The organism is Psychroflexus salinarum (genome assembly GCF_042677225.1).
GTDB lineage: Bacteria > Bacteroidota > Bacteroidia > Flavobacteriales > Flavobacteriaceae > Psychroflexus > Psychroflexus salinarum.
Map to the genome: position 1 here is coordinate 1 of NZ_JBHTIV010000022.1, position 25,782 is coordinate 25,782.

Below are 25,782 nucleotides of genomic sequence, written 5' to 3' on the forward strand. Positions count from 1 at the left end.
AAAAGATCTAAATCGAAGTATAAGTTGCGAACTTAGAGTGCTTTGGTAGTGTATCTTTTCCGTTTTTAATTTAATCATTTTATAAAAAACGAATCTAAAGGAGTGCACGCTTTTTTTCAGCGCGTGTATCGAGAAGTGGTTTAATGCTGAAACCTTAAATGAGGTCTCGATACAAATTTTGCTTTTCCTCAAAAGCAAAATCCACTCGACCTGACATTTCACACAGCCACCAAATCACTAGTCACTATTTACTACTCACTCATCACTATTCACTATTCACTAATGACAGAAACCCACTTCTCCTTCACCACTTCCCAGTCGAAATGCTCAACTTTTTGTCTTCCGGCTTTAGAGAGTTTTAGAGCGAGTTCTGGATTGTTTAAGAGTTTTGACACAGCTCCCGTAAATGAATTCACGTCATCGGGGTTGACCAGTAAGGCATCTTGTTCATCGTCTAAGAGAAAAGGAATCCCACCCACATTCGTGCTCACCACTGGCAAGCCTAGGGCCATGGCTTCTATCACACTTACGGGCGTGTTGTCCACATTGGTCGTGTTGATAAAGATATCAAAGTCTTTGGCGTACTCCAGCCAGTCGGCTTTAGGCATGCCTCCGGTAAAGGTCTCGGGTAAATTATGCTTCTTGGCGTAAGTTTTACAGTCCTCGATAGAATCATCTTTAAACGGGCCTACCATACTGAGTTTAGCCTGAGGATAACTTTTTAGCAATTCTTGTAAAACCTTGAGGGCTAATAGAGGATTGTAAATATGAGCAAAGGACCTAACCCATAGTAAACTGGGTTGTAGTTCTTCGCGTTGTTTAAATGTGTAGTTCTCTAAATTAATACTGTTCGGGATGTATTTTAAATTGGTGTAGCCAGCCTTCTGAAAATGATACATCAGATAGGGAGACGGAGCGACATTGACTTTAGCTCTGCTAAACAAACGCTGGCAGTGTTTAGGATGGGATTTTAGTCGCTTGGGTAAGTCGCCTCCATGTAAAATAGGAATATAATTTAATTTTAACCGATAAGCCAGCTGACTCACCAGATACGCATACCAGAAGGCAGAGGTGCTGTAAGTGTCAATCAATAAAACATGAGTCCTTGAACGGTGCTTTAACACCATCAAAAGCATGTCCAATAAGCGAAGTGCCTGATTCTTCTGGCTGGATCCAGATATCACCTCATAGCCTTCAGCTTCTAAGTGACCAGACAAAAACTCAACCGTGGACACATTCCTCCCCTTAAGTGAGAGCTTGTTGCCGAGGTACAGGAGCTGTTTTGGTTTTGTTTTTTTTCTTTGATTTTGAGGCATAAGTTACAGTTAAAAGTGCAAGTCCATACATAAACCCAGGCAAAGCGACTCGCATCGCCGAATGGTTAATCGTCAAAAACCAAAACGCGACAAAAGGCAGCATAAGCAGGTTTCTATTTTTAGAGAGTAGAAACCCCAAGGGGATTAGTAATAAAATTAATAGGGCTAAAATACCAAGCAAGCCATGTTCTGCCAACATTCTTGAGACTTCATTATGGCTCGCTCCCCCTCCATCTAATTCCTCAATTCTAAAAAACTTACCCATGCCCACTCCTACTCCTAAAAAGGGATCTTCTAGGAAAGCAGACAATTCTTTACTTATGATTTCTCCCCGCCCAGTGGTGATATCTTTTTCTTCGCCTAAGGCATTTTCTCCGGCATAGCGGTTGACAATCAGACCTCCGGTAACAGCAACTACTAATCCCCATAATAAAAAGCCCCCTACACCTAGCCCAACCAGCTTGACCGTAGCCTTCGCCTTCTTAGCTAATGGCGCCCAGTTGATAAATAAGACTGTAAAAACAGCCATCATCAATATAGCTGTGATAAAGCCACCTCTGGAAAAGGTCAGCAAACAGCGATAAGTAAGAAGCCCTAAAAGACCAATGTTAACTATATTCAGAAGTGAATTCCTATATGGGATTAGAAATCTCACATAAGTCAAAAACATACCTAAGCCTAGAACTGTAGCGACCTGATTACCGCTATAACCACCAGAAGCTGCCTGATTGGACTCTGTAGTAAATACAATTTGTTCGAGCGGAGGAGCGTAAAGAATAATATAAACCACCATAGATATGATAGGCAATATCATCATATCTACAACTTTTAACAACGTCTTGAATTTTATTTGCCTATGGTAGCAAAACAAGGCTGTAGCAAATAAGGATAAAGGGCCTGATAAATTGAATAAGATGGCTTTTCTAAAGCTTTCTTCAAAATAATCAAAATTGAGATAAGTAATCACCACACCAGGCAACAACAAGCCTAGGAAAACTAAAACAGGCCAGGCCTTTAACTTAAAGCCTTCATAGAACATGCCCAGCAACATGAAGAAAATCACCATATACTTTCCCAGTTCCCAAAAGGGCATGGCTTTAGTCATTCTTAGGAATATTTCAGCCGCGGCTATATACCCGGCAGCACCAAGCGCATAATAAGTTTTATCTTTTTTGGATATAATTTGGTAAACAAAGTAAACTACGATACCTAACAAATAAAGCTGAGCCATAGCTCTCACCTGACTCACCACAAACCCAATACCGACATGAAATGCCAATAGTTGTAATTGCTTATAACTTGTTTTATCTAAGCCGAACATTTAGAATTTTTTCATTAAGCGCTTTGTAGTAATACGCATATGTAAATCGCTGGGCAAAGGTATAATTTTTAAGCCTAAGCTCATTGAGTTCTGAGTTCGTTAAACCCGACAATTGAAGTAAGCTTTGAACTAAAGCTTTTGCAGATAATTCCTTTAAAAGAAATCCATTATCTCCGTCAGTGATATAATCTTCAATGCAGGACACTTTGGAGACAACAGGAACACATCCGTAAGCCATGGCCTCTCCAACCACTTTAGGAAAACCCTCAGATTTTGAGGGTAAAATTAAAGCATCCGACTGGGCTAAGATGCCGTGCACTTCAGGTTTAGGCAAAAAGCCATGAAACTGTATATCTAGAGGCATCTGCTCAGCTTGCTTTTCATATTCCAGACGATTTGACCCATCTCCTACAAAATGCACTGACTTGACAGGCATTGATTTTGGTATTTCTTTTAATGCTTCCAGAATAAGGGACACCCCCTTATGCTCATTTAAAGCACCTACAAAACATAACGCCCAGCCTCCTCTCTGCGGATCTGATTTTACTTCTAAAGCTGATTTTGCTTCGGTATAAGTTTCGTAGGTAAAACAGGGATTATCAAAACTTAAAAACTGAGGTTTTGATTCCCAGGAACCATTATAGGTCACTTGAGTTTCTGATTCTATATAATTCTGAAGCCATTTTTTCTGGAGTCGATTGCCCAAAGGCATCTCAGGATCTACCCAGTTCCCAGCATATTTCACCCAATATGGCTTCGAATTGAAATATTTAAGGAAAGGCAACACATAAAGCCCCATCCCGGTAGGTGCTCTAAACTGAATGATATCGGCCTGCTCAATTCCCTTTTGAATTTGCTTTAGATTTGAAATGGCATTCCAGGCTAAGCTTAATTTTTGCAAACCTTTTCCTCCAGAAGGTTTTAAAGGGATAAATGTTATGTTGTCAGTATCCGCATAGGCCAGGCTGCTTTTAGGAGGTTGTCCCTCATGCAAAGGTGCCAGATGAATAATGCGATCAAAGATGCCCAGTAAATGATTGATCTCCGTCACCGTCGATCCCCAGGCTTTGATGATACCGTTTTCATCTTGATAATGTTCAGTATGGGAGATGATGCAGAGGGTCATTTTTTTTATCGTTGAGTGTTTACTGTTGTTCGTTTAGCGTTGTTAGTTTAGCGTTGTTAGTTTAGCGTTGTTCGTTTTCAGTTAACGGTTGTCAATTGACAGTAAACCATGAACGGTGTACTGTAAACTATTAGCTATTTTTCTTTAAAAATCGAATTAACCCGTGAATGATCTTCTTCACAGTTTCCGTTTGATTAAAAACTTGATGATCTGATTTGATTAATTTTAATCTCGAAGCTATAATGAGCTGAGTTTCTAGTTCCAAAGACGAACCTAAAGCAATTTCAACAAATCGTTTATAGTCTTTATTAGAGTTTCTACTTTGCCCTTCAGCTATATTTGATGGAATGGAAACAGATGCCCTTCTCAATTGACTTACCAATCCAAACTTTTCTTCATTTGGAAAGTCCTGGGTTAATTCATAAACAAGTTGAACCAGCTTCATTGATTCTTTCCACGCATCAAGATCTTTGTAATCCATAGCAATAGTTTTTCGTTATTCGTTGAGCGTTTACTGTTGCTCGCTTTTCGTTTAATGTTATGCGCTTTCATCTGATGTTAAACTATTAGCGGTAAACTGTGAACGATAAACTGTAAACGAGACAAATATACAATTATACCTCTATGTGATTTTACACCCTCCTCAATCCTCCCTCCAGGGAGGAAATTCTTTTGCAACTATCCCCTTGAGGTGGCATAAGGGGTGTTTTATGACACGGTAAACAGTAAACTAAACACTGTAAACAATTTCACTTCTCCAACTTCTCCAACACCTCCACATACTGCTTTCCAATCTTATCCCAGGTAAAATGGGTACTCCACTCCCTGGCTTGTTGACGGTATTTGCTTTGGTTATTCAGAATATTTTGGACCGCAGCTACAATTTGATTAGTGTCATGAGGATCGACCAGAAGTCCAGAATACTCCTGCCTAATCGCATCTTCAATGCCACAGTTAATGCTGCCGATGGCTGGTAAACCTACTGAATTAGCTTCCAGAATCGCAATCCCGAAGCCTTCCACATCCCCAGTTGAGGTTTTTTCACTGAGCATCACAAATACATCGGATTGATGCAGCAATTGAAATTTCTCTTTTTCTGTCACTCGGCCGTGAAACTGAACATACTTTTCAACGTTTAAGCTTTTCGCCAACTCCATTAAGTGCTTTTGATTGGTCGGAATGCCTACACAATGGTAAATCAGTTTTGGATAAGCCTTTAAAAGTTGAGGCAGAGCTTTAATGACGTTATGTTGCCCTTTACGTTGAGTCAGATTGCCGACGGTGATAAGCTGTATAGCCTCGGCATGTTGAATAGGTGGATAGCCAACTTCAAATTTCGGTTTGTCAAATCCGTTATGAATCACACTAGTGGATGTTAAACCTAAATCTTCAATCAATTTTAGTGTGAATCGAGAAACGGAAATCACATGATCCAAGCGTTTTAAAGACCAATCAGTTAATTTTTTGGCTAACGGATTGGATAGCTGAACTTCACTGCCATGGATGATGCCCACAAAAGGCTTCTTTGACATTAGTGACAACAGCCCACCTAGCCATAAGGGAAATTTACCTGAGAGTAACAGTAAGTCATTTGATTTTAGCAACTTAAAACTGGTCAACAAACGTTGGATGTAAGTAATCACTATGGTTGACTTGCGTTTGACCCGAACCACTGAAAACTTTTGCTTGCTATCAAACTCACGTTCTTCACCTCCATCTTCAGAGCGCTGATCGGCCACTACACTCACCTCATAAAACTCAGATAAATAGTTCGCCAGCTGATGCGCATGATTACCAATTCCCCCGGGCTGGGGAGGAAGCTCGGAAGTGAGGAAGAGGATTTTTTTCAAGTTCGTTATTAGTTTACTGTTGTTCGTTGAGCGTTTTTAGTAGTTCGATTACAGTAAACTGTCAACTGTAAACCAAAAACTAAAGCACAAATATACAATTACGGAAGGATTCAACTATACGATAAAAAATACCCACCTTGCCCTGTCTTTGCCAAGAAAGGCAGGCAGGCTAGGGAGGAATTTTTCCAGGAACTATCCCCTTGAAGGCCTGCCTTACTGGTTAAGTAGAGATTATAGGGATTTTTTGATCTCAATATTTCCGCACTTATACTCAACTACATCAAATTACACCCTCCTCAATCCTCCCTCTAGGGAGGAAGCTGTCACAACCTTATTCTCTTGATTATGAAAGAAAAGTATTAGGTTATTAAAGCGGTAAACTGAAAACGGTAAACAGTTAACAATTTTAAAGCTCTAGCATTACTAAAATACTCAAAAGTACACCCTCCTAACCTCCCTCCAGGGAGGAAGCTCTATAAACTCTATCTCCTTAAGGGGGGATCATAGGGGTGTTTTTTTTGCACGGTGAACGAACAACTGTTAACTCTAAACTATACCACCAAATCAATCGGACTTACAAATTCAATGTCTTGACCAGAAGCTGTCAACTGTTCCAAAAAGTTTTTAAAATTCGCCAGGCTCTCTTTTTTGTTAGGGAAATCCAACATCAAAGGATGGGCGCTGATGGTGTAGGTTGGATGATTGGTGTTCAGAATATGATCTACGATATAAGGGTCAAAACCCGTGTAGTGATTTTCCAGAACGGTGACCCCTTTATAATTGATCACTCGCCCGGTGGGGTTACGTTTGACTTTGAAAAGTTTTTGAACTATGGTTTTAAAAGTCACTCTCACCCATGTATACTGGTTCTTTTTCAATAATTTAATAATCGACTCATTATCTGCCGCCTTAAAAAAAGGATACACACCACGGTCTCCCCAACTAAAAGCACCACGCTTTAGCCAGGACATAGGTCGGTTATGTGGAGGCACAAAGCCTGTTATTTTTTGTTGATTTCCAATCGCCTTTTCCAGCGCCAACTGACTACGCTTTAAACTCTTATCTACCTGATTCCATTGAAAAATCGAGGACCACTCGTGTCGCCAGGAATGCGAAGCGATTTCATGTCCGCGTTCGTAAATTTCTTTGATAAGATTCGGAAAGGTATAAGGCTCAATCCCTTCTTCTGCTGAAAATCCAGTAATCGCAAAACAGCATTTGATCTGATACTGATCGAGAAGATCTAAAACTAGTTTGACCTGATCCTGCTCCCGCTTGAGATTTGAATAATTATAGTTATATGGGTAAGAGGCGTTGATAAGTCCAATAGCACCGTCAAAATCCCAGATTAAAATGATTTTTTTCATGAACTAGATATTTTCATCTGAATCTTGATGTGTGTAATAAAAATACCTGCCATCAATTTGTTCTTTTAAAGTTTTATCCTCTGTATAATAAATGATAGATGTTTTTATAGAGTAAACAATTCTTGTTAACCGATGACCCAATTGTATATCATCAAAATTATTTTGAAAACGAATTCTGTCAATTTTATTTGGTAAAAATCCTAAAATAAAATTTATGATACTGTAAAAATGTTCTTTCTTTTCTAGTTCTAAATCAGTAATAAAATAGATATTTCCGTGATGGTAGCCCGAAAAATAGGTATGAGTTAAAACTAAATTGAATAATTTTATGCCAGGGTAATAATCTTTAAAACTATGGAATCTCCAGGCTTTAAAAGAATCGTCAACAGAAATACTCAAACTGTTTTCGTCTCTTTTTGTAAATATTGAATGGTGATCCACTTTAAAAATATCTAACTCTTTAAATTCCTGTTTGTATTTGCTTTGCTTATAAATGCCTAAAAAGGGGTTTTGAACATGTTGCACAAATTTATAGGGCAATTTCTTCATGCGAAGAGGGACATCCAGATAAATAGGAATGAACTCCTTTGAAGAACTCTTTAGTTTTCTGTAGCCAGACCTTAACATAGATTTTTCAGCAGATGGACTTGGATCACTGCCTAGAGTTATCAGTTTTTGTTCATGAGCCGAGGCATACAATTGCTTCGCAACCCCTTTACCTCTATAAGCGGGGTCTACCATCAAGTCGCAGGCCCACTGAGTTTCGATAGACCTATCAACAATTTTTAGTGAGCAGGGAATCAAACCCAACTGACCAATAATTTTACCCTCTGAAAGCGCTAATTTGAAAGAAGTCAACTCTTTTTGAAACTCTCCTCTAAATTTCCAGTAGATATAATCTGGATTTCGGCGTTTTCTCCGCTTGCCAAATAGTTTAGTCGCAAACTCAAAATGCTGCTTTTCATACTTTGGAGAATAGTTGACTATTTCAATCATTGCTGTAATTATTAACTCAAAGTTTATTCTTTAGTATTTTTGTCGTTTACTGTTCATAGTTTAGCGTTGATAGTTTTTTTTAGTTAACCGTGAACCGAAAACCATAAACTCTGAACCGTCAACAGACAACCAAAAACGAACAACTATTCCAACTCTTCAATCTTCGCCCCTTCCTTCAGCTTATCACTCGCCAAGGACCAGGATTTAAAGACCTGAACCAACACCAAAGGGGAGATCAAAACACTTATCAACACACCCACCATCATCATCAACGAGTTACTCTTATAGCGATACGGCATGATGGAACTGGGTACGGTTTTAAGTAAGGCTAGTCTTGCGGCTTGATTGCCGTGGTATTTTCTGAACAAGTAAACCACACTGGGAATGGGTCTGGGATCCAGCCATTTTTTAGGTCTAAATCCATCCCAGCTTCCCATCTGCCGTAAGCCTCCAGACCCGACTTTTAAGTGCAGCCGCTTAGCGTAAGGATTAGAAATGTTTTGATACCCTGCCAGGTAAGCTCGTAGTCCAAACTCACCATCGCCCATACGCTGCTTTTCGAATTGGCGATCGAATAAACCTATGTCTTTAAAAATGCTTTTTTTCAACAATACATTACCAGTATCCAGCTGACTGCTGATCCCAAAATGCGCATAATTAGCGGGTATTTTGGCCCCATGAGTTGAAATCGACACTCCTGAGGACAAATCAGCCTTAAAATAATCTAAGGTTTTAAGGTGTTCAGTGATCCAATCGGCATCCACTCGTGAGTCATCGTCAAAGAGTAAAATGTAATCGCCCTGACTTTTTTTAATAGCTCGATTTCTAGCTAACCAAAGGGCTTTCTCTTCCTGGTACATCAAATTGATATTCAAATTGAATTCCTCATAAAATTCTTTTTGAAAAGGCTCCGACTGGTCGACTACAATCACTTCAAAGTTGGTATACTCCTGTTGCTCTAAATCCTTCAGCACATCTTTGAGGTAGGCATACCGATTTAAGGTCGGAATGATGACAGACACCAAAGGATTTTGCTTTATCAATTCAGATTGAAAGTCCGTATAAGATAGATATTCAATAGGATGTTGATGCTCATCGACACGTTTCACATCTCGTGTTTTAAAATAAGCTGTCACTTCTTTAAAAGGATTGTTAAGTGATATTAGTCGGACAAGTAATATATAAAACACCCAGACTTTATGGAAATTCTTACGGATAAAACGGTATTCATCGATAATTGGTAACTTCTCAAAGTTTTGATAGGTCTCAGTATCTCCGATATAGCCTTTCTGGATCATCCGCCAGGATTGGTCATAGTTTTGTGCTTGCTCAGACTTATAGCTGTTGTCTTCGTTTACCATTTTCAATAAAGACTCCTCAACAGACTCTACATTAGGAAAAATATATCTGGAATCTTTTCGTTGTAGACGAAAATAGTGGGTGGGTTGTAGGTAAGACAGGAATCGGAAAGGCATCTAAATAGGTTTTGCTGGCACTCCAACTAGTTTTGAGTTTTTTTCTAAAAAATCTTTAGTCACACAGGCACTTGCCCCTATTTCAACATTGTCACCTAACATTAGAGGCCCAATTATACAGGCATTCGCTCCTAACTTTATATTATCACCTACTACAAATTGGTTCTTAACACATCTTTTACTTATACCTATGACGTTTCCCCCTACCAAGGATAAATTTTTACCCGCATTTAAACATCCACTTATGGTGACTCCCTGAGATGGATGTAGGACCCTAAGTCCTCCTTTAATGTCTGCCATATAATGAATGTCCATATTTGATATGATTTCTAAAATAAAAAAACCGGGGAGCAAAGGAAGCCTGATTATTGAATAAACTCTACCAAATATTAAATATAAAAATCTTTCTAAACGGTATCTTAACAAGCCATAAAAACATCTTGAAAAGATTAAAATAAGTAATCTCCACTTATTTTTTCCAGCAAGTTTAAATAAATCTTCTAGTAGATAGTTAAATTGAATCAAAACTGCTATCCTTAATTACTCTTTTCATTTCAATAGTTGTTTTACAAACTCCTTAGTGGCTACCTCTCTTCCCCTTTTATTCACATGAATGTCATCATAAAACAAATCAGCTTCTTGATTAAGTAAGGCCGAATGATTAACCATGGGATAAGTTTTAGAGGTATTTTGATGCTGGTTTAACATGGGGGGCTGGTATAAGAGAAGTTCAATACTGTTTTCTTGACAAAGTAATTGAATTTTTTCAAGATATGGGTTATTAAACTGATAATCTGAAACTTTAGGTGTTTTGACCTTTAGGGATTTTCCTAAATCAGGATAGACATAATTGCCTTTGTTGTCAAAGCGATTGCGATAGGTTGGCTTAGCTAAGGCAATTACCGAAGGGTAAAATATTTCTGTATTGTAATAACCTAACCCAAATAGAGGTACCCATTTACTCATTGTCAAAGGAGACCAAGCCTCATTTTCTAAAATAGTAAAGTGATCCTCTATATAATCTTCAGATATAAAAGGTAAAAAGCGATAGTCATTGTTACCGATAGTCGGCGATGCGTTGGCGACATCCCAAGGGGTGATCGCCACTACACAACGTTGAATCTTGCCACCGTTTTCCAGAAAATGCTTAAGCATGAGGTAATGCGTTGGTAAGGCAGTGTCATCCATACTTAGGTTAAGGCCTTTCCATTGGGTTAAGCTATCGATAAGCTTAGTATCCAATGTGGTTAAGCCTGTACTCGACCCAAGCACGATATAGTCCAGTTGTAAATCACTTTGATTCACTGCAAAGGGCGGCTTATAGAATTCAGATTGTCTTAGACTCCAGAAACTTCCCAAAGCCAAAAGGTTGAGGAGCACAAAAAGCAAGCCTCCGTAAAAGATTAATTTTTTAAGGAATTTAGTCATGAATTGATTTCAAATTTAATATATCCTTGTTTTAGCTACATTTTTAATTTAAACAAAAAATTTCGAAGCCAGATCATTATTAAAACTGAAAATAAATAAAATCCGCCTGATTTTTAAACGCGCCCATCACCACTATACATGCAATGATAAATGCTGCTGAATAGGGTTGCAGATGCACTTCTACCCGATGTTTTCTAAAAGCCCTAAATTCAAAATAAAGCATCAGTAAAACACTAAACCCTATAATTGCACTAAACAGAATGTATTTTGATGAATTGATAAAAAAGTTCAAGCTAGTGGAATTAAATTCAAAGACCTGAACAATAAACTGAATCGCTTCTGTAATTGTATCCGCTCTGAAAAACACCCAGGCCAGACAAACAATGCCAAAGGTTAAACCGATTTTAAGCAAATGCCGAATGCGCAAAGCATCCTCACTTAAATACTTTCTATTGAGGTTGAACAAGAGCAATGGCAAAAAGAACAGACCATGCAAAGCTCCCCAGACTAAAAACGTCCAGTTGGCCCCATGCCAAAATCCACTGACTAAAAAAATGATCATGACATTTCTCACCTGCAGAGTTTTTCGCACTCGACTACCGCCTAAGGGAATGTAGACGTAATCCCGAAACCAGGTCGATAAAGAAATATGCCAGCGTCGCCAGAATTCGGCAATATCTCTGGAAAAGTAGGGAAAGGCGAAATTGGTCATCAGCTGGAATCCAAATAACCTTGCGGTTCCAATAGCAATATCCGAATAACCCGAAAAATCACCGTAAATCTGAAAGGCAAACAACACCGCTCCAAGAGCGAGTTCCAGACTTGAGTAAGCCTGAGTCTGGTCAAAAATCTGATTGACAAAAAAAGCACAGTTATCGGCAATGACTACTTTTTTGAATAAGCCCCAAATGATGAGGTAGACCCCTGAGGTCGCCACTTTGTAATTAAAAACTCGCTGCTTACTAAACTGTGGCAGTAAGCGGGTAGCCCGCTCAATAGGACCTGCGACGAGCTGAGGGAAGAAAGCCACGTAAGCCGCGAAATTCAACAGGGATTGAGTTGGCTTTAACTGTTCTCGATACACGTCTATGGTATAGCTTAGAGTCTGAAAGGTATAAAAAGAGATCCCAACAGGAAGAATGATAGAAAGCGTACTCACCTCCATATTTATACCTAAACCAGCAAAGGCTTCTACCCAGGAGTCCACAAAAAAGTTGTAGTATTTAAAGACCCCGAGAAAACCCAGGTTCACGATAAGACTCGTCCATAATAAGGTTTTAGATCTTTGCTTTGAAGTCGATTTACCTAAGGCTAGACCTAGGGTATAATCCAGAAGTGTACTAAAAATAATCAAACTCAAAAACCGCCAGTCCCACCAGGCGTAAAACACGTAACTGGCAATCAGTATCAATCCATTCTGAGCCTTTAGCTTGCCTTTAAATACAAACCAGTATAACATAAATACTGTAGGAAGGAAGATAAAAAAGCTAAGGGAATTGAAAAGCATCTATGTTTATTTTAGATAAAATTCATTGAACTTTTCTTTCTGTTGTTCCGAAGTAAATTCTTTTCTCACTCTTCTTATTGCATTTTCTTGTATTTTTCTCTTATCCTCTTCATTGAGCTGAATCACTTCCAAAATTTTATCTGTTAACAGTCTAGGCTTACTTTTCGGAACGACCCAACCCGTCTGTTGATCTAACACATTTTCAGACAAACCCTCTGCATCAGAAACAACACATAACTCTCCCAAAGCCTGAGCCTCTAAAACAGAATTACAAAAACCTTCTTGTATACTATATTGAAGGTATAGATCTGTTTTTATCAATTCCGTTTTTACTTCTTGATGATCTAGTTTTCCTAAAAAAACCACCTCATCTTTTAAGTTTAATTGATGGGCAGCGTAAGCAACACGTTCATAGTCTTTTCCTTCTCCAATAATATAGTATTTAAATTTAATTGACTTCATTTTTAGTAAGCTTAAAGCCTCTAAAGTATCTGCGAATCCCTTTTTCCAATGCAGACGACCAATGCTTAGAATATGATATGCTTTCGATTTTTTAGGATCAATTGTATCACCTCTATCAAACTGGACTGTGTTGATGGCTGGAGTTATTTTTTTATACTCAGTTTTTGAAGAGAGGCCATGTTTTAGAGCTTTTTTATATAAGTCATCTGAAATGACATGAACTTTATCTATATACTTCCATAACCTAGTATAGCAATTAGGTTGCTTTAATGGATATACTCCTATGTCGTAACCTCTTAAGCTAACTGCTAATTTAGCGCCTATGGCTTTAGCCACTAACTCCCGCTCTAAAGCCATGGTGGCGAAGCCAAAGTGCAGCCAGTCAGTGCTGAGCTTTAATAAAGTAGCATTAATGTATAGCTTTTCGAGTAGTCGCTTAACAGATGTTCCCTCGCTTTTTTCTAGCTTGATGTATTTAGAAACTGACTTCAAATAAGGCAGTAAACCCAAAAAAACACTTATCATTTTAAAGATTTGAACTAGGCTATTCTTGCTGACTTTGGGGTGTTGAAGATGTTGACAAGCCTCAAAGGTCTGATCGGTTGCTCCTGTGACCAAAATCACTTTATGCCCACTCTCTTGGAGGCCTTGAATCTTCGAGCGGAAGAAGGTTTCGGAATAGCCTGGGGGTTGAGGAAGGATGAGTGAAACAATCATAAGTCTTTATATAATTTCTCTCTAGTTTCAATAAATAATTTATGAGAGTACTCTTTAACCACTTTATCACGCATTAACTGACCAATATTTTTTCGTTCTTCGAATGAAAGGGAATTCATTTTATGCAATTTATTAATCAGCTCATTAATATCACTGGCTTTAAACAACCACTCCTCAAACCCCTCTAAAATATCAGTGATACCTGAGACTTTAGAGCCTATCACGGGCACACCCATACTCATCGCCTCTACTGGTGCCAAGGGCATACCTTCTCCTATGGCTTCGGTTGGAATACAGAATAAGTTTGAGATAGCTAAATAAGGTCTAACGTTAATTTGTTTACCTACAAAAATTATACGTTCATCCGCAAATTCATTGATGAGTTTTCTTCCATATGCATTGTTATTATTACCCACAATCAATAATTTGCTATTAGTAATTTCCGCTTCAAAAAATGCTTTTATAAGAGTTTCAATCCCTTTTAATGGTACTAGATTGGCAACAGTTGCAATTATAAAATCTGTTTTCTTAAGACCTAATTCATTCATTAAGCTAACATTTTGCTCTCTTGGCTGAAAATAATCCAAGTCAACGCCTAATGGCAGATAAATTGCATTTAAAGCTTGAATTGGCTCGAAAAAGTTCTTCATCATATCTTTATTGATGGCAATAATCTTATGACTCAATCTGGATTTCCATACCCAGGCCTTATTGCCCCAACCCATATTTTTTTTTGTATACACAAACTTCTTTCCAGATAGCCTTACTGCTAAAGGTTCTGAAACATCTGAACTCCAGTGCCAGGAATGGACTATATCCCAGTCGTGTTGTTTAAAAAACCGAATCACTTTTAACAATCGAAAGGGAAAGGACCAAAACGGTTTATAGTCGGTCTCGTAATTAAACACATGTATTGGCACCCCTAATTGTTCTACTTCCTTAAAAAAAGCCCCCTTGGTATGTTTGACCAAAATCTCTGGAGCAAAATGCTCTTTATCTAATCCCTTCACCAAATCGTAAACCACCTTGCCGCTACCGGCTGTGTCGAAGTTGGGAATGGTGTAGAGGATTTTTAGTTTTTTCATTGTTTCGTGTAATCGAGTAGCCGTATATTGGTGTATTGGTGTATTGGTGTATTCGGTTAATTAGGTCAAAAATAGCATTTCAAATTTGTTTATGTTCAAGTTAAGATCGTAAATATTTACTTCTCGACTCGACTTCGTCAAAGTTTATCCCGAAGGATTGAGGGATTCAGCACATCGCCTCAAGGGAAAGTTTCTTAGTTCCCTTCCATTGAGGGAAGGGTTAGGGTTGGGTGTATTTTGATAATGTTTACACCCTTTGCCTATCGGCATTTCTACTTCGACTTTGCTCAGCACATCGCCTTAAGGAAAGCTTTTGCAATTGCACATAAAGACTTATTACTAGATATGGGTTGTAGCTTTTGTCAGTTCGAGTGATTCGCCGTAAGAAGAATCGTATCGAGAACTTGACTTAGCTCCTAACTATTGTGTAACTGGATTGATTAATACTGTGAACTAAGAAGACTTCTCGATACGATTTGTCTGTTTCTTAGAAAACATCCAAATCACTAGAAGTGACAGGGTGCTCGATAGAGTTTATGTAAAAGATTACTGTGTGTAACACCCTTTGCTTATCGGCATTTCCCTCAAGGGAAAATAGTTAAAATTCTTCCCTTGAGGGAGGTTAGGAGGGTGTAAAACTACCCGAAATCCCTCCTATTCCAAACACTCAACGTCAATAACATACTCACCGGATGTGAATAAAATACAGGATCCTGAGTCTGAAACTTATGATATAGCTCTTTAACCACTTTTGGATCTACAAGGCTGTTGAAATCCTGATCAAACAAATACGACTCCAGCTGCTTTGCATTGGCTTCCCCTAAAAATTGTAATTCCCAATTCCGCTGGATGAATTTTTTCCCCAGTTTTTCCTGAAGCAGGCGCTTCAACTTATCGGTAATGCGATAAGGCAAGTTGTAAGGCGCTTTGTTATTATGGAAATTCATCAAATTAAACGGCTTCTGATCCTGCCAAGTGATTTTGGCGACTTCTGGGTTGTTGCGCTTGATGTATTCAATTTGTAGTTGGCGATCGGCCAGATGAGCTTCGGGTATTTCACAAATTAGCTGACACATCCGGTCATCGTAGTAGGGTAAAGTAATGGGATGTGCCGCTTCAAATACGCTTAGGTTGATGCTGGTCCAGCGCGGTGCCCAGTACATCGATTTAAAGGCTCTGACTTTGGCGGAGGTGTTTTGGATGTCGATGCGATTCAATAAGCTTTGGGTGGTGTCTTTTAAATAGGTGTCAAAGTCCCCTTCCAACTCCCATGACTTCCACAACTGCTGCGCTAGTTCCATCCCGCCTTTTTTGATCACTTTTTTGTGGATGTAACTCACCAGATCTTTATCCTGAATCCCTTCATCGCCACCTTTATCGAACAAGACATCGCCCCAGTGACCTAATGAAAACACCCCCTGCATTTGTTTCAGTTCCTCCAAAACACCCATTTGCCGAGGATGGGTAAATTCTGAATAACACTGATTGATCTCAGCCAACTCATCAATCTTATCCCAAAGATAATTAGGCGGAATCTCAAAAGCCTGAAAATCAAAGCCACAGACCTCAGCGATTTGCTGACTGATCTGATGTTCTTTGTACCCGCCCAGAAAAGAATACGAATACGAGGTCACCTTTTTCCCTAACTTGTGTAAGGCTACCGCCTGACTTCGGCTGTCCAGCCCTCCCGATAATGGTAAAATGGCCTGCTGATCGCCAATTTGTTCGTCGATAATTTGTTCCAACAAGTCCTGATACTGCTGAAGGGAGGTATCGAAGCTTTTGTCTGTAGGTTCGTAAGTCCACTTGAACCAGGACTTCGAACTCACCAAGTAGCCATTTTCATCAATTTCATTAATCGTACCTGGCCTTAATACTTTTTGATGCTTCCAATAGGTAGAATCCTCCCAAAAAAATCCTGTCGCCGCAAACAAACAAATAGCTTTGTAGTCCAGTTCTTCTGGCTCGCCTTTGATCTTGACGAAGGTTTGGTGAATTGGGATGATTGGTTTCTTAATTTTCATGTTAAGCCTTTTTATATTCCTTTGATCAAACGCATTAAAATTCTGGTTTTGTTCAGTTTCGACAAAAAAGGTATAGATACTACTAAAAGATAACACTTAAATAAAACAGTCTGTTTTAAACTTAGAGAAATATAAATTCTGTGATTTATTAAAAATTTATTAAATTTTGATTTGAAACTTTCTTCATTTTGATTAATAAGTTTAGCTAATTCAATAAGAGATTTTCTAAAAAATAAACTTTTTTCATTAGAAACCTTCAAACCATAATATGCTATTTCAAATTTACTTTCCCTTATTGATATGATATCCAGACTACTCCACACACCTCCGCTATGCTTACGATAGTTTCCTGAAACAAAGTTTAGATATTTAGCTTTTCCTAATTTCATTTGTTCAATTAGCATTAACGAGTCTTGTGCAACGATACTGTTTTCCGATATTACTAATTTTTTATTAAGGCGAAAGACTCGAGTCAGAGTAGGTGCTACAAACATTAAATCTTTTTCTTCAAATGTTCTATCTTCAGTATATCCTATAAAATTTAGGTTTTTAATTGCATTATTCTGGTCAACAGTTGAGCAATTTGTAAAACATAATACGTAATCAGTATTGGTTTCTAAAAAACCTACTTGTTTTTGTAATTTCATAGAATCTGTCCAATAGTCATCACCTTCACAAAGAGCTATGTATTTACCAGTAGCTTGTTCCAAAGCCCAAGAAAAATTAGTCGATACACCTTTATTAATTTCATGATTATAAACTTTGATGATTATATCTTCAGGTATTTTGCTTTCTTGCAAAATCTTAGTGATTACTTCAGCCGTTCTATCTGTTGATTTATCATTTGAAATAATAAATTCAATTTGAAAATCACAGTTTTGTATCAATACGCCGCGTATAGCTTCTTCTATATAGGCTTCATGATTATACGTAATCATAACTACAGAAACTAAGGGTAACTTATCCATAATTCAATTTAAATATTTCGGTACAATTCCAGCATACTAGCCACCATCTGTTCCTCACTATGCTGAGCTTCCACTTTCAATCTAGCTTTCTTTTTTATATTAGAAACTTCTTGAACAAGCATTTGACAAAACACTAAAAGTTGATTAGCCATCGCTTCTGCATCACGTTTTGGGACAATCCAGCCTTCTTTGCCATGTGTAATCAATTCTTCCATCCCTCCACAATCAGTAGAGATGACTGGTGTGCCTAAAGCCATAGCTTCTACAACCACGTTGGCGATACCTTCTTCTAAGCTGGGTAATACAAATACATCTGAGGCTATCATCAATTCAAACACTTTCGTTTGTGATAGTTTAGGCGTTAAAACCACTTTATCCTGCAAACCTAAATCATCGATTAAAAATAACAATTCTTCATCGCCTGAAGCACCAACGATGGTATACTTAAAATCAATTCCTTTTTGATGTAATATAGAGCAAGCTTTAATCGCATAATCATAGCCTTTGATCCAATGTGAACGACCCACAGAAATGAGTTGTAAGGTCTCATTTTTGATAACTTCAGACTGAAAATTAAATCTAGATAAATCTAATCCAGTATAGACTACCCGGTCAATTTTATCTGGACTAGAATAGATTTCATCTCCTACTCTTGAAATAGCTTTGGAGACCGAATGAAAACCGTCAAACTTCGGGAGCCACTTTTGTAAATATTCGAAATTCTTTTGATTCACAAACGGGCGAACATTAGTTTGAAACCCTCTTTGAGATAATATAAATTTAAATTCTTTCTTATTCAAATGCGCTTCAAACAAAGATATGTTAGACACCCATTGCACATGAATCAGGTCAGGCTGAATTTGCTCTAAAGCGGCACTTAAATTTTGTCGCTTAAGTTCTGATTTTTGTTCTTTAGCCAAAAGTTTAATCGCCTTCAGTAAATTTCCTTGTTTCAGTCCCCACTTTAAACTCGTCCATGCAAATTTGATTCGATTTTGACTGCTTCCCAGACCTACATAATGAACACCTTTAAGTTTATCACTTAACTCTTCGTTAAAACCTAAGACATAAACTTCTACATCATGATTGACCAAACCTTGAATCAGCCGGTTGATAAAGGCTGTGGTTTTGAATGTGCCGTCAAAAATTACTAGTTTCATCTTTTCGTTTACTGTTGTTGGTTTAGCGTTGAGCGTTTTTTGTTCACTGTATTTGGTTGGACGTTTTCTGAAAACAGCAAACTGTCAACTGTGAACAGATTTATGAAACTCTCCAATTTGCTTTGCCACTACTTTCCAATCTAAATCTAAAGCTTTTTCTCTTAGTAATATTGATTTTGTCTCCCCTTGTTTTTCATCTTCCAACAAGTTAATCACCTCCTGAAACAAAACCTCAGCATTATTTTCAAAACAGGAGTGGGTTCCTTCCAAATAAGCATTGTTCCCACCAACAGCATTGGTGACAATAGGCAAACCACAAGCCATGGCTTCTAAAATAGAATTACAGGCCGTCCCATCCTGTAAAGGCAAAAACATCAGCTTGGAGGTTTGGTACAAACGCTTTAGGTCTTCATCTCCTACTCCTGAAAGTTTGATTATATTTTTAGAATCCTTTACTTTCTTCAATGCAAAAGGCATCCCGACCACCTTAATTTTTAAAGTCTTATCGTAGGCTTGAAATTTTGGAATTGCCCAGTTCAACACCTCAAAATCCCTAAGGTGCTGACCCACAAATAAAATACAGTGTTCTTTTTCTACATCTGGGTATGGCTTAAAAAACTCCGTATCAACTCCATGTGGAATATAAGACACCTGATCTATGCCCAACCATTCTTTGATAAACTCAACCTGATTACTTCCTACACAAATCGCGGCGTCCAGTTTTCTCAGGTACTTGGTTTCAGTGATACGTTCTTTCAATACCGAAGGCGGTTTATGGAAGGTCGCTAAAAACTTGGTATTGGGATAATTTTTCTTAAACTTTAAATTATAACGAATGTCCCGCTCTGCATTGAGGTAATGCACCAGGCATTTATCCTTGGAAGTTTTCTTTAGTGATTTGAAAAGCTCCAGCTCTTTTTGGACACTGCTGCTATCATAGTTCCCAGCTTCGTTAGATGTTCTGCTGGAGAAGTATTTAGATAGCTTGTATGGCAGTTTAGAATCCTTGCCATCAATGACTTTTCCCTCCATGTAAGCTAATAATTTAGCGTATCCAGAATAACTGGAGTGGTGTGGCGAACGGTGATGGACAAATAATTTATGCATGCTGCAAAGTAAAGCAAAAGATGCGTTCTATGGTTTTTACAGGATGCACATGTTGCTCAAAATATAGTCTGGCATTTTTGGATAAGTGCTCCTGAAGTTGTTCATCCTCCAATACTAAATTGATATGACTCACCAATTCATCATCGGTTTTAAAAAATAAGACTTCCCTGCCATGTTCCAATGGAACAGGCAATTCTGCCGTAAGAGGCTCAGCAATGATGACTTTTCCCTGAGAAAGGTATTCTGCCATTTTCCAGGCGGGGGAATTGGCCAAGCCTCTGGTATAAATCACGATTTTAGCAGCTTTTACAGCTTGGAGATAAGCCTGGGGCTCACTTGGTACGTTGGTTAACGCATCACTATAGTTTTGCTTTGCCAGTGGAGAAGCTATAAATCCTCCTTTAAAGTGATCGGGGAATTCTTTTTTTAAAAGCTTGATCAATCGATAGCGGTCGGCATGAATCTGTTGCGTGTCTTTCGAATGTTCATTAGGAAAGACTCGGGTTTGAAATAGAATCGAATTTTCAGTTCCTTTTGCATAACTCTCATAGTTCTCAATTAGACGCTGGCCTTTAATACTTTTGATTTGCTCTTTTAGTTTTTTACGAATATTAAATAGTCGGCTGAAAATAGACCTATCCCATTTCAAGCTAGCAAGACTATTTTGAATCAAGCTACTTACATAAACTTTCTTAGATAGTTCTAAAGCATCATAAACACGAAAGGTTAATCCTAAAGCTTTAATTTTTTGCTGGTACTCTACTGGTAAATTATTGATGTATCTGCTTTCAAAATTTCTTTTAAACACAACATCACAATGTTTTAAAGCGTATAAAGAAAACTGATCAGCAAGGTCATATAAATCAAACCCAACTGTAATAGTTGTTCCAGAAATAAGCTGGATGTCTACGTAAAGCAATTTTGGAAAAGGTGATTTTGGAAACGATTTAAAATCATTTTTACTTGTAATTAACCTCCCCAGCTTTGGATACAATGTAAATTTAAATTGGCAGTCTAATTGATGTACTCTACAATATTCCCTAATTCCCGTTATGATAAATGAAGATTGATTAAACTCTTGCGGTGTATGAATTTGAATACTATAAATCTTCACATTCTTCATCCTAACAAACTTTTTTCAAGGACTTCAAATGTTTTTTCGATACTAAATTCCCTTTGAACTTTTAGAATTGCATTTCGCTTTATGGCGTCTTGATGCCCAGTATTTTGAAAATACTCTAAAATGACCTCTGAATATGTATCTGGCGATGATAAAAGGCCGTTTTCCTGATTTGCAATCACATCTTTAGGCCCTCCAGGACAATCAATACCCGCCACCGGAGTGCCGCAGGCCATGGCTTCAATCATTACCATCCCAAAGGTTTCTTTATTACTGGGCAAGGTAAATAAGTCTGCTTCTTGGAAATATGGTATCAACTCGTGGTGTTCTTTATGTCCTAAAAAGCTAATATTGCTTTTAATATTTAATTCTTCAACTAACTCGTGTAGTTTATTATTGTAAACTTCTGAAAAAACAGGACCAATGATATCCAGTTTTGCATTTTGAAATCCATGATCCACCAAAACCTTTACGGCTTCAATGGCTAAGTGTACACGTTTCCACTCAATAATTCTACCTACATATAGCAGTTTGGGATCTTTATTAAGATTCAGATTTTCATTGGGTTTGAAATATGAAGTGTCTACGCCCAAAGGAAACACTCTTATGTCTAATCCCTTAAATTGGTCTAAAGATTCCATTTCAGCCTTTTGCAGATGCGTATGGACCAAAATATGATCTGCATTATCATTATATTCTTTATTAGAAATCGTATCTGTATAGTGTTGCCCCCCAAGCATAGCCACGTATTTTTTTCCTTGATCCAAGATTTCTTTAGCTAATACATGAGAAAATTTGCTAGAATGCCCAGACATATTGATGATGGTAACATCAGGCATACTCGACTTATAGGCTTTTAAGCAACTAGTTGACTTTTGTTTTTTCCATTTTTTATAATCGCCTTTAAGATCAAAATCAACCGGATAAAAATTATAATTGATTTGACCCGTTTGTGTTGAATACTTAAATAATCGGTGTGTAAAATAATCTATAGAGCATTTGGATTCAGGGTGCTTTTCTGCAAAAAGCTGAAAAGCTTTTAAATGTGGCTGACTATGATAAGTCATGACCGATTTCTCAACAACACCAGCTGCTTTTGGTGTAAAGGGATGTAGGATTTTATAAATCATTAGTTAATTTTAAAAACTATTACTCAAACTGGTAAAGCTAACTATTTCATTCAAAAGTAAGGCTCAAATTTTCTCTGTCTAATGATCCAGTACTGATTAAAGAATCCAAAACTCTAGAAATTACTTTTGCTCCATTGACATTTAAATGACCTAGATCAGCAAATTGATGATTTCTAAGCGAGTACTTTTCAAAATCTATATAGCTAAGTTGTGTAAACCTTTCATTTCTTGTTTGTTGATAAATTTCTTCACTTATGGTATTTTGTAGTTGAGAGTGTTGCGGACTTCTGATTAAAATAACTTTTATTTTTTGATTTTGACAAAGCTTGATCATTTTATCCAAATACATCAAATTAATTTTTGAAAGTTCCTTATTTGTGAGCTGACTTGATCCTTTTGGGTTTTCAAGACCATCATCAGATAATTTATTATTTAAAGATCTATATCCGCCAAGACTATTAGTTGATTTATAATCACCTCTGAATATCGAATATAAATTGGACTTGAGTGCTAATGCATATCCATTTATAAAACCTTTAAAATTATTTTTAAGCAAAGGCATGGTAGAAGAAATTGGAATGAAAGGAGATAATAGGACATATTTTTGTGATATATGTTTATCATCCCATGTCCATTCATTCATTCCTTCTCCTAGTTGGTTATTGGTAAATTCAATAAATACAGCTTTGGGCTTATGGTTTGCTTCTAAAACTTTTTTCAGTTTAAAGTAGCTATAAAAATAAGCTTCACCAGAGGCTGCAATGTTTTTTGTCTTTCTTATCAATTTATCGTTATAGGCGCACTCTGGGTGAGAATGCCCAATGATATAATAATCATAATGTTTAGAAAAGGTGAAATCAGATTGTTGTTCTACATTTTCAGAAGAAACAGAGGACAAAACAAATACAGCCACAAAAGAACTCAAACAAATCAATAGAAGTTTATTAATAAATTTTCTCATTCTAAAATTGAAAGTAAATAAATTCCTGCTTAGAGCCTTGAAAGACAAAAATGCAAATGAAGATTATAATATAAAATGGATATTTTAAATAGTTGAAATCATACAGAACTAGTTTCTCTATTGCGAACTCATTTTTCCTTCCCACCCACTCTACTAAAAAGAAAACAAATAGAAGTACAAAAAGATCTGTGGGTCTTATTGATGGCATGCTAAAAGTATGTTCAGTAAAGATTCTACCTATGAAGTTTAGAGCATGACTTAGATTTTCTGCCCTAAAGAATATCCATGCAAATACAGTAAGAATAAACGTAACAAACATACCTTTCAACTCCTTAAGGCTAGGTAAAGATGCATTTTCAGCAATATCTCCTGTGTAGGTTCGGTTTTTATTTGTCAACATTAAGGGTAAAAAATAAACAGCATTAAGTCCACCCCAAATTATGAACGTCCAGTTGGCTCCATGCCAAAACCCGCTGACTAAAAATATAATAAAAATATTTCTCACCTTCAGTTTAGTAGTTACTCTACTGCCACCTAAAGGAATGTAGAGGTAATCCCTGAACCAAGTCGATAATGAAATATGCCATCGCCTCCAAAACTCTCCGATATCCCTGGAAAAATAAGGAAATGCGAAATTTTTCATCAGTTTAAACCCAAATAAGCGAGAAACACCTATAGCAATATCAGAATACCCGGAAAAATCACCATAAATCTGAAACGTAAAAAACAATGCGCCAAGAATCAAGGTACTACTGTTATACTCTGCGTAATTAGTAAATATTTCGTTAGCGTATCTGGCACAATTATCTGCAATGACTATCTTTTTAAATAACCCCCAAAGTATTTGACGCATCCCCAAAACTGCATAGGCATAATCGAACTTTCTCTTATTGTAAAACTGAGGTAGTAGATTGGTGGCTCTTTCTATAGGTCCAGCAACGAGTTGTGGAAAAAAGCTAACAAAAGCAGAAAACCCAATAAAATCTCTGGTAGGTTTCAGTATTCGTTTATATACATCTATGGTATAACTCAAGGTCTGGAAGGTATAAAAACTAATACCTACGGGGAGAATGATATTTAAACTTGTGGTAGGGATTTCATAACCTAATAAACTAAAAGCTCCACTAAAATTTTCAATGAAGAAATTGAAATATTTAAAGAAACCCAAAAAGCCAAGATTAACGAGAACACTTATCCATAGCAATAGTTTTCTCTTGTTTTGATCATCGGTCTTGGAAAGTTGCAGCCCAACAAAGTAATCTACTAAGGAGCTAAACAAGATCAGGCTTAAAAACCGCCAATCCCACCAGGCATAAAACACATAACTACTTAAGGCTAACAATAAGTTCTGCCCTTTTATATTTTTGCCCAAAACAAACCAATAGAGAATAAAAACTATAGGTAGAAAAATAGCAAAATCAAGAGAATTAAAAAGCATTTAAAGATTAGTTAATTTGATTTTATGAAGATTTTTCACTGTGCCTTGCTATGTGAATGGTACAAATCTTTCTCTTCAAGACCTATAGTCTGTGTTGAAATCGGATGAAAAAGTGAGATAGTTTTCATAATGCTAAAGAAGCTATTTTAGGTTATTTATTGACTAAAAAAATGACTTTTATTCTTGATTCTTTCATAACGTTATAACAATTTATAAAATTGATAATTGACTATCATACTTAAGCGCCTCACCTAAGAGGTCTTCATCATATGCTATCTTTGATTATATAGTTGAAGTGTTTTTCTGAGTATACTTAAAGTTACTCCAGCCAAAATCCTTTTTGAACTTTTATAAAGATTTATCAAATGCATTTATATTAAAAAACGTGATTTTACTTATATTTTTTAGCACTATCTAAATGGTTAAAATCAGTTCTGATGGCAAATATGACTTTTTATACCACATTCAAATTAAAAAGTAAACATTTTGATAATTGATAAAAGTAGACCTAAGTAAAAGGAATCACAATAAATTAAAATTCGTAATTAAATTGTTCTAATTCAAAAGAGTAATTCTTAGTGATCCATTCTTTTTCGTAATCTCCAAGCACTTCCGAGTAATGTCTCTGGTCTTTTCTTTGTACGCCCTTAAACTTTTTCTTGGGCATTTTTATCTCATCGGTTATACTACAAACCTCCCTAAGGTTTGATAGAGCAGAGTCTATATCTTCAAATTTATAAATTTCATCAACCACTATTTTGTCATCAATACAATATAAAGATTTCCCTTTTACATCACCAGCAATTCCAGACTGAATAAAATTTTTCATGGTGCCAAATCGATTTGGGCCACCACACCAATAATACCAGGATATGAACTTGTCATAAGGATTACGTTCAAAACAAAACTTATAGTAATTGTTCCAGATATGATCATCAATATTTTGCGAAATACTTAAAGCTGAGTCGTGGCCTTTAAATTGCTTCCTTGTTCTCTCACGAAGTAGTTTTCGCCAATCTTTTTTGGAATAGTATTTAAAAGGAATATTGACATTCTGACGTATGGACTTTGACAAATCTCCTAAAGATTCTTTTTCTTTATAAGTAATAATGTCCCTAGATCCACAAATTTTGCTTAATGCTATTTCAATACTAGAGCCAGCAGTTTTTGCAGTTTTAATAAAAATGAATTTGTGTTTATGAGATATGATCATGGCAGTATGTT

22 protein-coding genes are annotated in these 25,782 nt (G+C 37.0%); all 22 read right to left on the bottom strand.

The features are described 5' to 3' along the window. Positions 1-272: 272 nt before the first annotated feature. On the bottom strand, positions 273-1,316 hold the full coding sequence (locus tag ACFQ0R_RS11945; protein ID WP_379658614.1) for a glycosyltransferase family 4 protein: 1,044 nt from the start codon (positions 1,314-1,316) through the stop codon (positions 273-275). Further along, entirely contained in the window at positions 1,246-2,637 is a 1,392-nt protein-coding gene (locus ACFQ0R_RS11950; RefSeq protein ID WP_379658615.1) for an O-antigen ligase family protein, read from the bottom strand. The genes ACFQ0R_RS11945 and ACFQ0R_RS11950 overlap by 71 nt, the downstream gene beginning before the upstream one ends. After that, positions 2,621-3,763, bottom strand: coding sequence for a glycosyltransferase (locus ACFQ0R_RS11955; RefSeq protein ID WP_379658616.1), 1,143 nt, complete (start codon positions 3,761-3,763; stop codon positions 2,621-2,623). The genes ACFQ0R_RS11950 and ACFQ0R_RS11955 overlap by 17 nt, the downstream gene beginning before the upstream one ends. Before the next feature lie 130 nt (positions 3,764-3,893). Then, positions 3,894-4,244 carry a four helix bundle protein gene (locus tag ACFQ0R_RS11960; protein ID WP_224464265.1) on the bottom strand — a complete coding sequence of 117 codons (351 nt, stop codon included), beginning with the start codon at positions 4,242-4,244 and terminating at the stop codon, positions 3,894-3,896. Positions 4,245-4,512: 268 nt separating this feature from the next. After that, on the bottom strand, positions 4,513-5,613 hold the full coding sequence (locus tag ACFQ0R_RS11965) for a glycosyltransferase family 4 protein (RefSeq protein WP_379658617.1): 1,101 nt from the start codon (positions 5,611-5,613) through the stop codon (positions 4,513-4,515). Between the two features lie 551 nt (positions 5,614-6,164). After that, positions 6,165-6,980, bottom strand: coding sequence for a polysaccharide deacetylase family protein (locus tag ACFQ0R_RS11970; protein ID WP_379658618.1), 816 nt, complete (start codon positions 6,978-6,980; stop codon positions 6,165-6,167). A 3-nt stretch (positions 6,981-6,983) separates the two neighbouring features. Beyond that, entirely contained in the window at positions 6,984-7,976 is a 993-nt protein-coding gene (locus ACFQ0R_RS11975; protein WP_379658619.1) for a GNAT family N-acetyltransferase, read from the bottom strand. 143 nt (positions 7,977-8,119) lie between these two features. Then, on the bottom strand, positions 8,120-9,451 hold the full coding sequence (locus ACFQ0R_RS11980; protein WP_379658620.1) for a glycosyltransferase family 2 protein: 1,332 nt from the start codon (positions 9,449-9,451) through the stop codon (positions 8,120-8,122). Then, positions 9,452-9,766 carry a hypothetical protein gene (locus tag ACFQ0R_RS11985; RefSeq protein ID WP_379658621.1) on the bottom strand — a complete coding sequence of 105 codons (315 nt, stop codon included), beginning with the start codon at positions 9,764-9,766 and terminating at the stop codon, positions 9,452-9,454. Between the two features lie 234 nt (positions 9,767-10,000). Next, on the bottom strand, positions 10,001-10,879 hold the full coding sequence (locus ACFQ0R_RS11990) for a hypothetical protein (protein WP_379658622.1): 879 nt from the start codon (positions 10,877-10,879) through the stop codon (positions 10,001-10,003). 79 nt (positions 10,880-10,958) lie between these two features. Beyond that, positions 10,959-12,386 carry an MBOAT family O-acyltransferase gene (locus ACFQ0R_RS11995; RefSeq protein WP_379658623.1) on the bottom strand — a complete coding sequence of 476 codons (1,428 nt, stop codon included), beginning with the start codon at positions 12,384-12,386 and terminating at the stop codon, positions 10,959-10,961. 6 nt (positions 12,387-12,392) lie between these two features. Beyond that, positions 12,393-13,565 carry a glycosyltransferase family 4 protein gene (locus ACFQ0R_RS12000; RefSeq protein ID WP_379658624.1) on the bottom strand — a complete coding sequence of 391 codons (1,173 nt, stop codon included), beginning with the start codon at positions 13,563-13,565 and terminating at the stop codon, positions 12,393-12,395. Beyond that, entirely contained in the window at positions 13,562-14,650 is a 1,089-nt protein-coding gene (locus tag ACFQ0R_RS12005; RefSeq protein ID WP_379658625.1) for a glycosyltransferase, read from the bottom strand. The genes ACFQ0R_RS12000 and ACFQ0R_RS12005 overlap by 4 nt, the downstream gene beginning before the upstream one ends. A 638-nt stretch (positions 14,651-15,288) precedes the next feature. Further along, complete coding sequence (locus ACFQ0R_RS12010) at positions 15,289-16,674, bottom strand: asparagine synthase-related protein (protein ID WP_379658626.1); 1,386 nt, start codon at positions 16,672-16,674, stop codon at positions 15,289-15,291. Between the two features lie 11 nt (positions 16,675-16,685). After that, a complete protein-coding gene (locus ACFQ0R_RS12015) occupies positions 16,686-17,642 on the bottom strand; it encodes a glycosyltransferase family 2 protein (RefSeq protein WP_379658627.1) in 957 nt (318 codons plus the stop codon). 8 nt (positions 17,643-17,650) lie between these two features. After that, positions 17,651-18,802: a glycosyltransferase family 4 protein gene (locus tag ACFQ0R_RS12020; RefSeq protein ID WP_379658628.1), complete on the bottom strand. Its 1,152-nt coding sequence runs from the start codon at positions 18,800-18,802 to the stop codon at positions 17,651-17,653. Positions 18,803-18,886: 84 nt separating this feature from the next. Beyond that, a complete protein-coding gene (locus ACFQ0R_RS12025) occupies positions 18,887-19,909 on the bottom strand; it encodes a glycosyltransferase family 4 protein (RefSeq protein ID WP_379658629.1) in 1,023 nt (340 codons plus the stop codon). Further along, a complete protein-coding gene (locus ACFQ0R_RS12030; RefSeq protein WP_379658630.1) occupies positions 19,902-21,032 on the bottom strand; it encodes a glycosyltransferase in 1,131 nt (376 codons plus the stop codon). Before ACFQ0R_RS12030 ends, ACFQ0R_RS12025 begins: the two co-directional genes overlap by 8 nt. Further along, positions 21,029-22,159 (bottom strand): glycosyltransferase family 4 protein, encoded by a 1,131-nt coding sequence (locus ACFQ0R_RS12035; protein ID WP_379658631.1) that lies wholly within the window; start codon positions 22,157-22,159, stop codon positions 21,029-21,031. The genes ACFQ0R_RS12030 and ACFQ0R_RS12035 overlap by 4 nt, the downstream gene beginning before the upstream one ends. 46 nt (positions 22,160-22,205) lie before the next feature. After that, positions 22,206-23,120, bottom strand: coding sequence for a hypothetical protein (locus ACFQ0R_RS12040; RefSeq protein ID WP_379658632.1), 915 nt, complete (start codon positions 23,118-23,120; stop codon positions 22,206-22,208). A gap of 1 nt (position 23,121) precedes the next feature. Next, the gene (locus ACFQ0R_RS12045) at positions 23,122-24,558 is read right to left on the bottom strand and encodes an MBOAT family O-acyltransferase (protein ID WP_379658633.1); all 1,437 of its coding nucleotides are present in this window, start codon (positions 24,556-24,558) and stop codon (positions 23,122-23,124) included. Positions 24,559-25,090: 532 nt separating this feature from the next. Continuing rightward, a complete protein-coding gene (locus tag ACFQ0R_RS12050; protein WP_379658634.1) occupies positions 25,091-25,771 on the bottom strand; it encodes a sulfotransferase family 2 domain-containing protein in 681 nt (226 codons plus the stop codon). Between the last annotated feature and the right edge of the window lie 11 nt (positions 25,772-25,782).